The organism is Corallococcus sp. AS-1-6 (assembly GCF_020037015.1).
Taxonomy (GTDB): Bacteria; Myxococcota; Myxococcia; order Myxococcales; family Myxococcaceae; genus Corallococcus.
Map to the genome: position 1 here is coordinate 132,486 of NZ_JAIQDE010000012.1, position 13,442 is coordinate 145,927.

The following is a 13,442-nucleotide window of genomic DNA, read 5'->3' on the forward strand; positions in this document are numbered from 1 at the left end:
GCCCCTCGTGCGGTGGTCGAGCGGAGGACTCTCGCACTTCCCGCCCGGGGATGGGAGGCCTACCAGGTGATGGGCAGCTCGTGAACACCGAGCAGGTTCTCTTCCTTCTTGAAGCGGAGCTCCTCCGGTGACACGGCCAGCCGCAGCGTGGGGATGCGCTGGAAGAGCGTCTTGAAGACCACCTCGAACTCGATGAGCGCCAGCGCCCGCCCCGTGCACAGGTGGATGCCATGGCCGAAGGCGAAGTGACGGTGCACCTCGCGTTGGAGGTCCAGCCGGTCCGGCTCCTCGAAGACCGTCTCGTCGCGGTTGGCGGAGTCCGGCTGGGCGAGGATGCCCTCACCGGCGCGGATGCGCTGGCCGCCAAGGGTGACGTCCACCGTGGCGACGCGCTGCCGGGCCAGGTGCGAGACGTTGATGAAGCGCAGGAGCTCCTGGACGGCCGCGGTGATGGCCGCGGGGTCCTCCATCGCGCGGAACTTCGCCAGCTCGCCCGGGTCGAGCAGCAGCGCCAGCGTGCCCAGGCCGAACATGTACGCGGACGGCCCGTGGCCCGCGTAGAACAGCGCATGGAACAAGGCGGCGGCATCCGGGGCGCTCAGCTTGCCCGTCGCCACCTGCTCGGCCACGACGCGACCGATGAGCGTGTCCGTGGGCTCCCGCAGGTTCGCCTCCACCAGCGCCAGGAAGAAGGCATCCAGTCCGGCCAGGGCCGCCGTCGCCTCCTCGCGCGACGAGGTCCGGGAGCCGACGGTCCGGCTGAGGACGTGCAGCCGGTCCGCGCTGTCATGGGGCACCCCGAGCAGGTCGCAGATGACGCGAATGGCGACGGGCAGCGCGAACGTGGCCATCAGGTCCACCGGCCGAGGGCCGGCCAGCATCGCGCCGAGCGCCTCATCCACGGTGCGCTGGATGCTCGGCCGCAGGGCCTCCATCCGCCGGGGCAGGAACTCCTGCACGAGCATGGCCCGCTGCGCCCGGTACTCCGCGTCCGGACGCAGGAAGAATGGCAGGGGCCGCCCCTGCCGGGCCGCCGAGGAGGCGGAGATGTGCGGGAACCCTGGCAGCGTGGAGTCCAGGACCAGCCGGGGATCGCTCAGGACCGCGAGCACGTCCTGGTAGCGGCTGACCAGCCACGCCGTGTTGCCGTCGAACAGACGGACGGGACACACCGGGGCCTCCTGTCTCAACCGCTTGTATTCAGCGGGGGGCTCCAGCGGATGCCGCCAGTCCTTGGGGAATGGATAGGAATTGCTCATCGGGAGGCTCCTGGTCGTGTCAGCAGGGCGGCGGCGCCCGCCACGGTGGGGTGCTGGTACAGCTCACGCACTCCGAGGTCCCGGCCCAGCTCGGTCCGGACCCGGGCCGCGATTTCAATCAACTGAAGGGAGTGGCCGCCGAGCCGGAAGAAGTCGTCGTACGGGTCGACCGAAGCGACCTTCAGCACGTCGGCGAAGATGCGGGCGAGCCGCGCCTGCGTCGCGCTCGGGGGCGGGCGCAGGCTCGTCGCGCGCGCGGTGGGGCTCACGGTCCGGAGGACCTCCTCGTAGTCCGCCAGCAGCCCCTCGATGAACGCGAGGTCGAAGAGGCTCTCATCGAATTCGGCCCACACCGTGAACAGGCCATCGGAGCGCTCCTCGACCCGCAGGGTGAGCTCGAACTTCGCGGAGGGGAGGTCCAGCGACAGCTCCGTCGCCTCGCAGCCGTGCAGGGCCAGCGCTCCCGCCGTGTGGGGCGGATGGTGGGCGAAGTTCACCTGGACCACGGGAGACCGCGTGGGGTCCCTGGGAGGCGACAGGTCCGCGACGAGTTGCTCGAAGGGCAGGTCCTTGTGTGCATACGCGTCCGCCCTGGAGGCGGCCACCCTCGCGAGCAGTTGGCGGAAGTCGGGGTCGCCGCGCAGGTCCACTTCCAGCGCGACGGTGTTGACGAAGAAGCCGAGCACGCGCTCGACCTCGGGCAGGTCCCGGTTGGCCACGGCCAGCCCCAGCAACACCCGCTCACGTCCCGCGCGCTGACCGAGCACGAGCCCGCACGCGGCGGCCAGCACCGTGAACACCGTCTGACGTTCAGCGCTCGCGAGGGCGTGCACGGACCGGGCAAGGGCGGCGGGCAGCACGCGATGCGCGCGGCGCCCCCGGCCCAGCGCGGGACGCGGGGTGACGAGGTCGAGGATGAGGGGGACGCCCGCCAGCCGCTCGCGCCACCAGCGCGACAGGGACTCGCGCCGTGAAGCGGTGAGCTGTTCGCGCTGCCACGCGGTCCAGTCCACGTACTGCACGGGCAGCTCGGCCAGGCCCGTGGGTTCGCCCAGGACCGCCGCGCGGTAGGCCAGGGCCAGGTCCTCGGAGAAGACCTGAAGCGACGCGCCGTCCGCCGCGAGCAGGTGCAGCGCGAAGACCAGGAAGTGCGTCCCGGGCTCCAGCCGGAGCACGGTGAGCCGCAGCAGCGGCCCGTGCTCCACATCGAACGGACGCGCCGCCTCCGCTTGCGCGTGGCGCAGGGCCTCGGCTTCGGTCGCCACGTCCACGACGTGGACATGGGCCTGCCCCTGGGGCGAGAGGTGCTGCTGCGTCCCCAGGGGGAAGACGGTCCGCAGCGGTTCGTGCCGGGCCACCAGCGCGTCCAGGGCCTCCCGCAGGGCGCGCAGGTCCAGCGGCCCCGCCACCCGGTGGCAGCGGACCGTGGCGTGGGCCGCGCCGGTGGGGTCCATCCGGTGCAGGAAGCACAGCCGCTGCTGGGCGAAGGACATCGGGAACGCGGTCGTCATGCGCGCGGCAATCGCTTGATGGCCGTGGAGGCGGCCGGCGCCACGGTGAGCGCGTCCGCCAGTTGCGCGACGGTGGGCCCCATGAGGATGGTCGCGAGCCCGACCTCGCGCCCCATCATCCGCCCCAGCCGCGAGGCCAGCCGCATCGCCTGCAGGGAGTGCATGCCCAGCGCGAGCAGGCTCTCGTGGACATCCACCCGGGTGACGCCCAGCAGCTCCGAGACCACCGCCGCGATGCGGACCTCGGTCTCGGTCCTGGGCGCCGTGAAGGGCGCCTCCGGGCTCCGCTGGGTCGTGGTGGGCAGCCGGGAGCGGTCCACCTTTCCGTGCGGGGTCAACGGCCACGCCTCCAGGACCACGACCTCCGAGGGCACGAGGTGTCCCGGCAGCCTGCGCGCCAGGTCCTCGCGCACGGCCCGGGCGGACACCGCGACGCCCGGCTCGGCCACCACGTAGCCCACGAGGCGGGGCTCCTCCGCGCGCGAGTCGATGACCGCGAGGGTGTCCGCCACGCCGGGATGTCCGGCCAGGGCGGCGCGCACCTCCGCCAGCTCCACCCGGAAGCCCCGGACCTTCACCTGCTCATCACGGCGGCCCAGGAACTCGATGATGCCCCCCGGAAGCCACCGGCCCAGGTCTCCGCTGCGGTAGAGCCGCCCGCCAGGATGCGCCGCGAGCGGATCCGGCACGAACCGCTCCGCGGTGAGCTCCGGCCTGCCCCGGTACCCCCGCGCGACACCGTCCCCGCCGATGCAGATCTCCCCCACGGCGCCCGGCGGCGCCACCTGCCCGTGCGCGTCGAGCACGACGAGGTGGGCATTGAACAGCGCCCGGCCGATGGGCACGTTCGAGGCCTCGGGATCGTGTCCTTCGTCGAGCTTGTAGGCGCTGGCCATGACGGTGGCCTCCGTGGGGCCGTAGCCGTTCGTCAGCCTGGTGAAGCCCGCGCGATGGAGCGTGCGGAACGCCTCCGGAGGGAAGGCCTCTCCGCCCACGATCACCCGGTCCAGGGCCGCGAAGGACTCCGGGGCCTCCGCCGCCAGCCGGGGCAACACCACGGGGGGAATCACCGCATGCGTGATGCGCTCCTCGACGAGGCACCGGGCCAGCGAAGGCACGTCCCAGACCGGCGGCAGGAAGTGGACCGCGGCGCCGTTCAACAGCGCCCCCCAGACCTCCAGCACCGAGACATCGAAGGAGACCGACGCCATCGCCAGCATCGTCTTGCCCGGTCCCAGGTCCTCGGCCAGGGCCGTCCGGTGCAGGAGCGACACGACCGAGCGGTGTTCGATTTGAACGCCCTTGGGCTTGCCGGTGGAGCCGGAGGTGTAGAGGACGTAGGCCAGGTCCGACGGACTCACCGGGGGCAACGGCGGACCGGACGTCGCGGGAAGGTCGTCCAGCACGACGGTGGGCAGGCACGTGAGCCGGTCCGTCAGCGCCGCCGTGGTGACCAGCGCGTGGGCCCCGGCGTCCCGGACGAGCGACTCCAGGTACGCCGGTGGCGCCTTCGGATCCAGCGAGAGGAAGGCCGCCCCCGCCAGGAGGCTCCCCAACTGGGCCACGACCAGCTCCGCCGAGCGGTGGAGGCACACCGCCACCAGCGCCCCCTGGCGGACGCCCAGGGCTCGCAGGTGGTGCGCCAGGGTCTCCGCCCGGTGCCACAGCGCTCCGTACGTCAGCACGGAGGCCCCCGCCTTCACCGCCGGAGCGTCGGGCGAAAGCCGGGTCCAGTGGGCCAGCAGCTCATGCACCTGATACGTGGGAGCCTCCGTCCTGGCGCCCACGCTGACGAGCGCGCGCTGCCGCGCTTCGTTCATCAAGGCCAGCCGGGACACGCGGGTGTCCGGCGCGGCGGTGATGGAGCGCAGCAAGTGCTGGTACGCGGACAGCATGCCGGTGACGAAGAAGTCCTCGAAGAGGTCGGAGTCGAACTCCCACGAGAGCAGGATGCCGGACAGGGAGGCGCGGGGACTGGAGCGCACGGGGCCGTCGGAGCGGGGGATGCTCACCAGGTCCCCGGCGAAGCGGCTGATGTGTCCCGGTTCGGCGTAGAGGGGCACCGCGACGACGGACAGCTCGAACTTGGCGGAGCCATTGCTCAGGCCCTCGACGATGGTGACGTCGAGCGGAGACGCGTCGAGCGAGCCCACCGACGAGTCATGGAAGTTGAACATCGTCTGGATCAACGGGTTGAGCCCGCCCTGATGCCGCGCGGGTGACTCCGCGAAGATGTGCTCGTACGGCAGCTCCTGGTGGTCGAAGACCTCCAGCGTGTTGCGCCGCACCCGCGACAGGAGCTCCGTGAAGGTCGGGTCCTCGTGCAGCCGGCCGCGCAGCACCACCGTGTTGACGAACATGCCCAGCAGGCTCTCCGTGTCCTGCCAGCGCCGGTTCGCGACCGCGGTCCCCACGAGGATGTCCCGCGAGCCGGTGTAGCGGTGCAACAGGACGAAGAACGCCGCCAGGAGCGTGGTGAAGAGGGACGTGTGGTTGCGGTCCGCCAGGCCCTGCAGCCGGCGCGCGAGCTCCGCGTCCATCTCCATCCGGGGCGCCACCCCGCGGAAGCGCCGGGGCCCGGACACCCCGCGACGCGGGAGCTGGAGCTGCGTCTGCGCGCCCTCCAGGGCCTGACGCCAGAAGCGGCGCTGCGCGTTCGCGGCCTCCGTGCCCACCCACTCCCGCTGCCAGCGCGCGTAGTCGTAGTACTGCACGGCCAGCGGGGGGCGGCGCACCTCTCCGTGGCGGACATGGTCGGCGTAGCCGTTGATCAGCTCGCGGACGAAGACGTTGAACGACCAGCCGTCATGCACGACGTGGTGCTCGACGTGCACGAGGAGGTGCTCCTCCTCGCCCACCTTCAGGAGCCTCCAGCGGAACGGCCGGCCCTCCGCCAGCGCGAAGTGCGCCTGGACCGCCTCGCGAACCGCCTCGCCCACCCGGGCCTCCAGCACGTCCTCGCCCACGCCGCTGAGGTCCTGGAGCGGCACCTCCACCGCCCAGGGCGGCTCCAGCTCGCAGCGCAGCTCCCCATCCACCTCGGGGAAGCGGGTGCGCATCACGTCGTGGCGGCGGACGATGTCCGTGAGGCTCGCGTGCAGCGCGGTGAGGTCCAGGGCCCCCGCCAGCCGGAAGACGGCTTGCGTGTGGTAGGCCCGCGCGTCCGGGTTGAGCTTGTGCATCAACCACACGCGCTCCTGTCCAAACGACGGAGCGATGGCGGCACCGGCCTGACCTCCGCGAGGCCCCAGGTCCACCCCACCCTGCCCCTGCTGCAAGCCGGCCGCGAGCTGGGCGACCGTGGGCGACTGGAGCACCGCGCTCAACTCCAGCCGCGCGCCCAGGACACGGCGCACCCGGGCGACGAGCTGGGTCGCGAACAGCGAGTGCCCGCCCAGCTCGAACAGGTCGTCATGCCGCCCCACCCGCTCCATCCCGAGCAGCGCCGCCGCGATGCCCGCCAGGGCCTCCTCGGCGGGGGACTCCGGCGGCTGGTAGCCGGTCCGCTCCCTCCGCCGCGGACGGGGCAGCCGGGCCCGGTCCACCTTGCCGCTCGTGTTCAGCGGCCACGCGTCCACCACCACCACCACGTCCGGCACCAGATAGCCGGGCAGCCGGTGGCGCAGCTCCGCGCGCACCGCGTCGCCCGACAGCACCGCGCCGGCGACGGGCATCACGTAGCCCAGCAGACGCTCCCCCGTGCCGTCGACGAGCGCCACCGCGTCCCGCACGTCCGGCAGCGCGGCCAGGGCCGCCTCCACCTGACCCAGCTCGATGCGCGCGCCCCGGATCTTCACCTGGTCGTCGCGGCGGCCCAGGAACTCCAGCGTGCCGTCCGGCAACGCGCGGCCCAGGTCGCCACTGCGGTACAGGCGTCCTCCCGGCAGCGGGCTGAACGCGTCCGGAATGAACCGCTCGGCGGTGAGGCCCGGGAGGCCCAGGTAACCGCGTCCGACCCCGGCGCCTCCGATGCACAGCTCCCCCGGGGCTCCGTCGGGGACGGGGCGCAGGTGCTCATCGAGCAGGACCACGTGGTAGTTCGAGATGGGGCGGCCGATGGGCACGCGCTCGCCCTCCACGGAGCGCACGGCCTGGAGCGTGCTGGCCACCGTCACCTCCGTGGGGCCGTAGCCGTTGGTGAAGCGGTGCTGCGCGCCCCACTGCCGGACGGTCTCCGGCAGGCACACGTCCCCCACGCTCATCAGCATCTGGAGGTCGGGGAAGCCTCCCGGCCGCAGCGTGCGCAGCACCGTCGCGGGCAGCACCGCGTGGGTGATGCGGCGAGCCACCAGCACCTGGGCCAGCGGCTCGCCGGAGAGCTGTGCCGCGTCGAGGGTCTCCAGCCGCCCGCCGTTGGGCAGCGCCATCAGGACGTCGAACAGGGACGCGTCGAACGACGGGTGGAAGAACTGGAGCGCGCGCGTCTCCGGCCCCAGCGCGCCCAGGAGGTCCCGCTGGGCGTGCAGGAGGTTGGAGACCCCGCGATGCTCGCTCATCACCAGCTTGGGCTCACCCGTCGAGCCGGACGTGCAGATGATGTACGCGAGGTCCTCCGGAACGAGCACCGCGTCGTCCTCCCGCGACGCGACAGAGTCCGCTTCAGCCCCCGCATCCAGGAAGGGGATCGCCGGCACCGCGCTGTCCGGCGAGGCGCCGACCACGAGCGCCGCGCCGACCCTGCGAACGATGTCCTCCCGCCAGGCCCGCGGATGCGATGGCGACAGCGGGAGGTAGGCCGCGCCCACCCTCCACACCGCGAGTGCGAGCTCGACGAAGGCGGGGCCCCGGTCCAGCACGAGCGTGACCACGTCCCCCCGCCCGATGCCCCGGGCCCGCAGGTTCGAGGCCAGGGCGCGGGTGCGCGCGTCCAGTCGCGAATAGGTTGTTTCACGGGTCCCGTCCGAGAGCGCCACGCGGTCCGCGTGCAGCCGGCATTGCTCCGCGATGACGTCCACCACCGAGCGCCATGGACCGTGGTCGACCCGGGAGTCCGGGACGCGCGCGGCGACGTCCCCCAGCGCCTCCCGAGCCACCGCGCTGCTCCGGCCCTCCAGCGCCCAGGGGCTCTTGCGCCGCAGGCTTGCGAGCAGGCGTTCGTATTCGGTTCCGGTGACGCGGGAGGAAGGGGGCGAGGAGGGCAAGCGAGGGGCTCCTGATACAATAAAATAAACGCCGCGGGGCCCTCGTAATCGGCTCGCGGCTTCAGAGCACGTCGTTCTCCTCCAGCAAGCCCCGTGGGCCTGGCAGCGCGGGCTGTCTCACGCGCCACCTTCGTCCGTGGCTTACGGCGCAGGCCTCCAGGCCGGACTGGAATCCGCGTTCAGGGCGCAGCCTCAGGGCTCGTGACCCGCAGGCCGCGCACCTGGAGCCAGAGTGGAACCTCCATTGTCTTCGCGTGCCACGTTCCGTGCTCCCACAGCCCGTCCTCGCCCCAGCAGTCCCCATGATCCGCCGTGACGAGGATGGTCGCCTCGCTGAAGGCGTCGAGCAGCGGCGCGAGCCGGGCGTCGATGAACTCCAGACAGGAGCGCTGTCGTGACTCGCAGAGCGCACGGTTGTTGGTCTGGCCATAGGGAACGCAAGGGTTGTCCCCAAGGCTCCATGAGGCCCCTTCATGCCAGTAGGGCACATGCGTCTCGCCGGCATTGAGAAAGCAGAAGGTGGGAGCTTCGCCGGTGGTCAGTTCCCTGGACAGCCACGCCAACTGACGGCCCAGCGCGGAGGGAGTTCGCGGGTAGAAGAAGCGCTGGAAGTCCTGGCAGAGCCAGGCCCCGGTGGGTGTGCCGGGGTCGAACCAATCGACAGCGCCCGTGCCAACCGTGCGGTAACCGAGCTGGCCGAACCCGTCGATGATGCTGCGCCCCGGCAACAGGAAACCGTCTCGGGGCGTGGCGCGGACCTTTCCATTCACCAGCCGGAAGAGGCGTCCCCACTTCGGGTCGAGGAAGGGCTGCTTCAGGCCCGGAACGCCCGGCGTGGTGCCCACCCACATCGCCGCGTGCGAGGCGAACGTGAAGTGGGCCGGTGCCATGGCCCGGATGGGCAAGCCCAGCCGAGACAGCGAGGAACAGGTGGCCCGCACGGCCGTGTCATAGCGAAGCGAGTCCAGCGTCACGAGCAGCACACTCTCCGGCGGCTGTTTGCGAAGCTCCGTCATGGGCAGCCTCGGGAGGTGGGCTCCTGCACCAACTCCAGGAAGCGCTGGTGCAGGATTTCAAATGGGTCCACTGCCTCCAGCCGCGCGGCACGCCAGCCCGGCGGGCCCTCCCAGAAGCCCTGCGACAGGTCCTGCTCAAGGACCCGCTGGCCGTCCTCGTCGATGACACTGGAGGAAACCGCCAGGTTCCAGTCCGGCCACGGAGTGTCCGGCCTTTGGCGTGCGGCAAGCCGCTCGTGCCTGCGTGCATGCGGTATGACCAACCAGACGGTGAGCAGCGGGATGGCGCGCTCCTGAAATGCCTGCCGGACGGCGGCCCGGTGGATGCCGGAGCCGGAGAACTCGAAGATGCCCCGGGGCGTGCGCGAGCAGGCGCGGAGGAACCAGGCCCTGGCGAAGTAATCCCCTGCGACTGTGCCGTCACCGTACTCGCGGCGGAAACCGTCGATGTGGACGTGGGGCAGCTCCCAGCGGGAGCACAGGGCCTGCGCAAGCGTGGACTTCCCCACCCCAGAGAGTCCGATGAGAAGGATGCGCGGCGGCACGGCAACGGAACCGGACATTTCCAGACTCCTCCCCACGGCGGCAGGCACATCATCCTAGCCTCACTCCACGCTCATCCGGGGCTTGGCATGGCACAAACCACGTTCAACCGCGGTGAGGAGCGGATGGAAGCCGTGCTCAAGCCACTGTCCGAGTCGTCAGAGGATGGACGCGCCTCTCAAGCGATCCCCCGGGAGTATGTCTTGTCTGGACATTCACGACGACATTGGGAAATCCCAACTGGCATTGCGCAACCCTGGTGAGCCCGGCGCCCTCGACATCACGTCAGTGGCGGATCGGGTTCAACGGTCGACGCGTGATAAGCAGATGTGTGGGAACTGACGGCGCTCGGCGCGGTCGCGGTTCCCTCGTTCGGCCCGCCCCTGCGCAGTGGTTCACATCCCGGGACCTCGGGAGGCGATGCCCGGGTGACGTGACGCGCATCACGCGGTCCGCTATGTCCCTGCTGCGTGAGCACGCCCCTCCTCACCCTGCTGGCCCTCCTGGGCTTCGCCGCGAACTCGCTGCTGTGCCGCGCGGCCCTCTCGGGTGGCGCGGCGCGAAGCATCGACGCGGGTTCGTTCACGCTGGTCCGGCTTGCGTCGGGAGCGCTGGTGCTGGCGCTGCTGCTGCGGCTGCGACAGGGCGGCCGCGGAGCAACGGGGCACGGGAGCTGGGCCTCCGCGCTCGCGCTCTTCGTGTATGCGGCCGGCTTCAGCTTCGCGTATGTGCGCATCGGAGCGGGCGTGGGCGCCCTGCTGCTGTTCGGCTGCGTGCAGCTCACCATGCTCGCGGCAGGGCTCGCGCGCGGTGAGCGGCCCCGCGCGCTCGAATGGGCGGGGCTCGCGGTGGCACTCGCGGGGCTCGCGGGGCTCACGCTTCCTGGAGCGAGCGCGCCGGATGCGCTCGGCGCGGGGCTCATGGCCGCGGCGGGCGTGGCGTGGGGCATCTACAGCCTGCGGGGGCGTGGGAGCACGGACCCTCTGGCGGCAACGGCCGGCAACTTCGTGCGCGGCGTGCCGCTGGCCCTGGCGCTCGTGATGCTCGCCCGCGCTCTGGACGCGGCCCCACACCTCTCGTCGAAGGGGCTGCTGCTCGCCGTCACGTCAGGCGCGCTCGCCTCGGGTGTGGGCTACAGCCTCTGGTACGCGGCGCTGCCACACCTGAGCAGCGCGCGCGCGGCGGTGGTGCAATTGTCCGTCCCGGTCATCGCGGCGGTGGGCGCCGTGCTGCTGCTGGGAGAGCCCCTCACCCAGCGGCTGCTCTGGGGCGGCACCGCGCTGCTCGCGGGCGTTCTGCTGAGCCTGCGTGCGAAGCAGCGCCCCATGACGGCGAAACGCTAATCCCAGACGCCAAGACCGCCCCACGCGTAGCTTTTCAGCGGCATCGCGTTTTCCAGGCAAAGCTTGACCAACACTCTCATTCGCAGTTGCATCAATGCCTCACCAGCGAAAGGGAGCGTCACATGTTGCTTCGTGGGTTCGCGATGTTCGCCGTCGTCTCCATCTTCGGGATGGGCTGTGGTGGCGCGGAAGTGACGGATGATGCGGAGAGCGGTGTGCAGCCCGGTCAGGACTCCGCCGCGCTCGCCACGAGCTGTGAGACGCTCCAGACCCGCACCTGTTCTCCGGGGGCGGAGACGGGCTGCCAGTGGGCCAATGGCACCTTTGGCGAGTGCTTCTGCCAGGAGATCCCCTTCAACAAGTGGGTCTGCTTGAGCACCTGAAGTCCCCGCGGCAGCCGCCTCTGGCAGGGAAGGCCTGTCAGAGGCGCGGGGAACGCTGCCTCACTGGCGGATCAGCTCATGGACGGGCTGCCCATCCGGGCCCACGCCATCCAGCCGCACGAAGTCGACCGAGAAGGGCCAGGACGTCTTCACGAAGACGTGCTCCAGCCGGGAGACGCTGTCGCCCAGCTTCGTCCACGCCTGGAGCTGGCATTGGCCGTCGACCCGCGCGGCGGTGATGTCGATGGGGCGCGAGGGAAAGGCCCGCAGGCGCACCCGTACCCGCCAGCCATTGTCGGTGGCTTCGACCTGCTGCGGGTCCTCCAGCCCATACACGGGCTGCTCGACGCCCAGCAGCTCCTCCACCTCCGAGGGCCCGCGCTCCATCATCCGCCAGTACACCTGCACGGGATGCGTCCCCACGGGGCGGCAAGCCTCGTCCAGGCGCAGGGCGTAGTGGACCTGGTTCCGGTTCTCGCTCCGGGACAGGAAGAAGGCGGACTGCGCCGGGAGGGGCGCCCCGGCCGCGGAGGCCAGGGTCGCGACGGTCGTCAGCGCGACGGCGGTGAGGTTGCGGAGCCCGGATTCAGGAGACATAGGATGGCGCGGTGACGGCCGTCGCCCGCGAGGCCGTATCGGGAGGACGCATACCCCTGTTCCCCCGGCAATGTCACCCGTCCCTCAAGCCCGGCGCCAGAGGATGTCCCCGCCAGGACTGGAGACGGCCTGTCCTTCACTGCCCACGGGCTCCTCCTTCCCGTCGCACAGGAAGTCGATGCCCGCGGTGTCATGGGCCGGGACCTTCGCGAGGAAGCGCTCACCGGATGCCCCGCGCCCGACGATGACACCGAACCTCGGGCTGCCGTCGCGTTCGTACAGCACCGTGTACGTCTCGATACGGCCGGGGCCCGTGGCGTCCTCCACGAACGGAGGGATGGGGCCGCGCGCGGCGTCCGCTTCCGCCTGATGTTCGAAGGACTGGGGGACCGCTCCGGCGAGCCGCGGCTCGCGCGTGAGCACGAGGCTGTGATTGTAGGTCGCGAAGCCGCCGTTGCCGAAGAGCAGGCCGTGTCGTCCCTGCTCACGCAGCCGCTGCACCATGCTGACCACCGCGTGGCCCATGTAGTTGGCGATGGGGCCGCCGCCGAACGTGAGCCCACCGAACACGGTGGCGGGCTTCTCCACCGGCCAGCCCAGCACCCGGCGCGCCATCTTCGGCACGCAGGGGAAGCAACTGTAGAGCTCCACGAAGTCCAACGCGTCGACGGTCAGCCCGTTCAGCTCCAGCGTGCGGCGCAGCGACACGGCCATGCTCGGTGAGCTTGCATAGCCATCGCGCGCGAGGAAGTCCTCCGGCTCGTGCGCCGCCGCGCCCTGTCCCACGTACACGAGGCGGTCCTCCGGTACGCCCCGCGCGAGCGCCTTCGCCAGGCTGGTGACCAGGAACCCCGCGCCCTGGTTGACCGCGCTGTTCGCCACCATCCGCTTGCAGTACGGGAACGCGATGGGCCGGTTGGACGCGGAGGGCGTCAGGATGTCCGCCACGGACGCGGGCTCGCGGATCCACGCGCCCGGGTTGCTCGCGGCGACTTGCGAGAACCGCGACCAGATCTCCCCGCTCTCCCGCTGCGCCTCCGCCAGGGTCTGGCCATACGCGGCGCGGCCGGCGTTCTCATAGAGGGGATACACGTCGACCGGCGAGTTGAGGCCGTAGCGCTTCCGGTAGGCCGCGTGCGCCTGGACGCCGATGCTTGTCGCGGCGTTGTGCGCGGAGGGTGCGTCCCCCGCCGCCAGCGCCGCACGCCGGGCCGCCGTGCGCAGCGCCTCGCCGCCCACGACCGCCGCGACCTCCACCGCGCCGGAGGCAACGCGGAGGGCGGCCTCGTGGAGCAACCGCACCGGGCTGTCGCCGCTGGCCTCCGCCGTCTGCTCCTGGAGGCGAGGCCGGGCGCCCAGCCGCTCCGCCAGCGCCAGCGGCAACGGGCCCACCTGCCGGAACGAGAGCTGATCCACCACCGCCAGCGAGTCCAACCGGGAGAGCCAGCCACCGCCCGCATCCGCGTCCGCCGCTCGCAGCGCGGCCTCCATCAAGCCCAGCGAATCCAGGCCCCGCAGCGGGTCCTCCGGCCGGTCGTTGATCTGCCCCACGCCCACGATGACGGGAATCCGGTTCGCGTCCTTCATGCCTCGCCTCCTGACCGACCTGCTCCCACGGCCAGCCAGCCCGGTCAATGCGCCGATACTAC

9 protein-coding genes are annotated in these 13,442 nt (G+C 71.5%); 2 read left to right on the forward strand and 7 right to left on the reverse strand.

Annotated features, from left to right (window positions below; all coding sequences use genetic code 11):
* Positions 1 to 59: 59 nt before the first annotated feature.
* The 5 genes from K8612_RS18550 to K8612_RS18570 form a co-directional block, all read right to left on the reverse strand.
* Positions 60 to 1,259 (reverse strand): cytochrome P450, encoded by a 1,200-nt coding sequence (locus tag K8612_RS18550; protein ID WP_223763238.1) that lies wholly within the window; start codon positions 1,257 to 1,259, stop codon positions 60 to 62.
* Positions 1,256 to 2,770 (reverse strand): condensation domain-containing protein, encoded by a 1,515-nt coding sequence (locus K8612_RS18555; RefSeq protein ID WP_223763239.1) that lies wholly within the window; start codon positions 2,768 to 2,770, stop codon positions 1,256 to 1,258. Before K8612_RS18555 ends, K8612_RS18550 begins: the two co-directional genes overlap by 4 nt.
* The gene (locus tag K8612_RS18560; protein ID WP_223763240.1) at positions 2,767 to 7,911 is read right to left on the reverse strand and encodes a non-ribosomal peptide synthetase; all 5,145 of its coding nucleotides are present in this window, start codon (positions 7,909 to 7,911) and stop codon (positions 2,767 to 2,769) included. Before K8612_RS18560 ends, K8612_RS18555 begins: the two co-directional genes overlap by 4 nt.
* A gap of 179 nt (positions 7,912 to 8,090) precedes the next feature.
* On the reverse strand, positions 8,091 to 8,894 hold the full coding sequence (locus K8612_RS18565) for a hypothetical protein (protein WP_223763241.1): 804 nt from the start codon (positions 8,892 to 8,894) through the stop codon (positions 8,091 to 8,093).
* 29 nt (positions 8,895 to 8,923) lie between these two features.
* Positions 8,924 to 9,490 (reverse strand): ATP-binding protein, encoded by a 567-nt coding sequence (locus K8612_RS18570; protein WP_223763242.1) that lies wholly within the window; start codon positions 9,488 to 9,490, stop codon positions 8,924 to 8,926.
* 450 nt (positions 9,491 to 9,940) lie between these two features.
* On the opposite strand from K8612_RS18570, the gene K8612_RS18575 reads away from it, so the two are divergent.
* Both K8612_RS18575 and K8612_RS18580 read left to right on the forward strand, forming a co-directional pair.
* The gene (locus K8612_RS18575) at positions 9,941 to 10,813 is read left to right on the forward strand and encodes a DMT family transporter (protein ID WP_223763243.1); all 873 of its coding nucleotides are present in this window, start codon (positions 9,941 to 9,943) and stop codon (positions 10,811 to 10,813) included.
* 122 nt (positions 10,814 to 10,935) lie between these two features.
* A complete protein-coding gene (locus tag K8612_RS18580; protein WP_223739019.1) occupies positions 10,936 to 11,196 on the forward strand; it encodes a hypothetical protein in 261 nt (86 codons plus the stop codon).
* Positions 11,197 to 11,256: 60 nt separating this feature from the next.
* On the opposite strand, the gene K8612_RS18585 is transcribed toward K8612_RS18580, so the two are convergent.
* Positions 11,257 to 11,793, reverse strand: a complete 537-nt coding sequence (locus K8612_RS18585; RefSeq protein ID WP_223763244.1) for a DUF4833 domain-containing protein — start codon at positions 11,791 to 11,793, stop codon at positions 11,257 to 11,259.
* 84 nt (positions 11,794 to 11,877) lie between these two features.
* Positions 11,878 to 13,380 (reverse strand): acetyl-CoA acetyltransferase, encoded by a 1,503-nt coding sequence (locus tag K8612_RS18590; protein WP_223763245.1) that lies wholly within the window; start codon positions 13,378 to 13,380, stop codon positions 11,878 to 11,880.
* Positions 13,381 to 13,442: the final 62 nt, after the last annotated feature.

Excerpts from the sequence above, each read along its gene's own strand:
- K8612_RS18585 (WP_223763244.1), bottom strand. The coding sequence starts at position 11,793 with ATGTCTCCTGAATCCGGGCTCCGCAACCTCACCGCCGTCGCGCTGACG.
- K8612_RS18570 (WP_223763242.1), bottom strand. The coding sequence starts at position 9,490 with ATGTCCGGTTCCGTTGCCGTGCCGCCGCGCATCCTTCTCATCGGACTC.
- K8612_RS18555 (WP_223763239.1), bottom strand. The coding sequence starts at position 2,770 with ATGACGACCGCGTTCCCGATGTCCTTCGCCCAGCAGCGGCTGTGCTTC.
- K8612_RS18590 (WP_223763245.1), bottom strand. The coding sequence starts at position 13,380 with ATGAAGGACGCGAACCGGATTCCCGTCATCGTGGGCGTGGGGCAGATC.
- K8612_RS18550 (WP_223763238.1), bottom strand. The coding sequence starts at position 1,259 with ATGAGCAATTCCTATCCATTCCCCAAGGACTGGCGGCATCCGCTGGAG.
- K8612_RS18580 (WP_223739019.1), top strand. The coding sequence starts at position 10,936 with ATGTTGCTTCGTGGGTTCGCGATGTTCGCCGTCGTCTCCATCTTCGGG.